Raw genomic sequence first — 1,339 nt, 5'->3', positions numbered from 1 at the left:
TCGGGAACTACTCAAGGAAATTACAGCCGCACCATGTCTCAAATCGGCGGGTGAACTAACCGACATAGAGCGCTGAAGAAATAAAATACTTAAGGCAATACTTGAGTATAATTGTCACAGTATTCGATTCTCAACAAACTCGATGACCATCAAGCCGATTCGGTGGGTTGGCCCTGCCCGCGAAGAAATCCAATCTCTTCCTGAAGATGCCCGAAAAGAAGCCGGTTTTTCACTTTGGACTCTCCAGCAGGGTATACAACCACCAGACTTTAAACCGATGTCGATCGTAGGTAAAGGCGTTGAAGAAATTCGGATTCGGACAGAAAATGCCTATCGGGTTTTCTATATTGCTAGATTTGAAGAAGCTATTTATGTGATCCATGCCTTCCAAAAAAAAACTCAGAAAACAGCCCAGAAAAATATCGAAATTGGGCAGAAACGCTACCAAGATTTGTTACAAAATCGTTTAAACTCAAGAGAACCGGAACAATGAGCGAAAATACTATTACCCAAGCAGCCGATAATATTTTTCTAGACCTCGGATTCTCATCTGAAGAAGCTGATAACTTACTAATCCGATCGCAACTAATTCTCGCCCTGACTCATCAGATCAAAGAGCGCGGTTGGACTCTCGATCAAACGGCTCAACATCTCCAACAGTCCAACGATCGAATCAAAGCTCTAACTCAAGGTAAAATAGGGCAGTTTTCCGTTGACAGTCTGATTGCAATGCTCAATAAAGTAGGTATGACTGTCAAAGTCGAAATTTGCCCCAAGGTAGCTTAGGTGAAAATTATGCAATTTGGCGCATTCTACAACTGAAACTCTCCTCCCAAAACTTGTCCAGCCGTTAAATTCAACTGCGGAAATGTTGAACAAACAAGTGTTTGTTCCCCTTGAAACATCCCAACTTCGACATACTCACCTGATTCTAGTCGGAGTACCGCTACAATTTGCTCTTGAGGGTCAACAATCCAATACTCAGGGATGCTGCGCGCTGCATATTGATCTCGTTTGCTAATATAATCGCGATCGCGCCCAATTCTCCCAGGACTAACAACCTCAACCACCAACTGAGGGGGTGGCATATCAAGGGTGACGGTTAGCCTGATTGCTGTCAGCAAGATGTGTTCGGGCCGCAAAATCACCAAATCGGGGTAGCGGTTAGCAGCATCGCCCTCGCGCAGGATCGGAACTTGGATTTCGCACATATGTGTTTTGATACACCGCCAAGGGATGCCACTATTGACCAGGACTAAAAACAGATAGCTGACAATGGCGGTGTTGGGTTCGGATTCGGGCGGCAATGTTACTAACTCTCCGTCAATTAGTTCGTAGC

The 1,339-nt window shown here is 44.9% G+C and carries 3 protein-coding genes; 2 read left to right on the top strand and 1 reads right to left on the bottom strand.

What is annotated here, in order from left to right:
* Nucleotides 1–142: 142 nt before the first annotated feature.
* Nucleotides 143–493 (top strand): type II toxin-antitoxin system RelE/ParE family toxin, encoded by a 351-nt coding sequence (locus QT974_RS34415; RefSeq protein ID WP_333472826.1) that lies wholly within the window; start codon nt 143–145, stop codon nt 491–493.
* Entirely contained in the window at nt 490–786 is a 297-nt protein-coding gene (locus QT974_RS34410; RefSeq protein ID WP_194061433.1) for a helix-turn-helix domain-containing protein, read from the top strand. The genes QT974_RS34415 and QT974_RS34410 overlap by 4 nt, the downstream gene beginning before the upstream one ends.
* A gap of 26 nt (nt 787–812) precedes the next feature.
* Here QT974_RS34410 and QT974_RS34405 read toward each other — a convergent pair.
* The coding region (locus QT974_RS34405; RefSeq protein ID WP_333472825.1) for a Uma2 family endonuclease at nt 813–1,339 on the bottom strand (527 nt) is incomplete at its 5' end.

It is taken from the genome of Microcoleus sp. BM001215392, from assembly GCF_036700185.1.
GTDB lineage: Bacteria > Cyanobacteriota > Cyanobacteriia > Cyanobacteriales > Microcoleaceae > Microcoleus.
The sequence above is the reverse complement of the archived record's forward strand: the minus strand, read 5'-3'. Positions and strand labels throughout refer to the sequence as shown.

Coding starts and splice junctions, on each gene's coding strand:
- QT974_RS34415 (WP_333472826.1), top strand. CDS start 143: ATGACCATCAAGCCGATTCGGTGGGTTGGCCCTGCCCGCGAAGAAATC.
- QT974_RS34410 (WP_194061433.1), top strand. CDS start 490: ATGAGCGAAAATACTATTACCCAAGCAGCCGATAATATTTTTCTAGAC.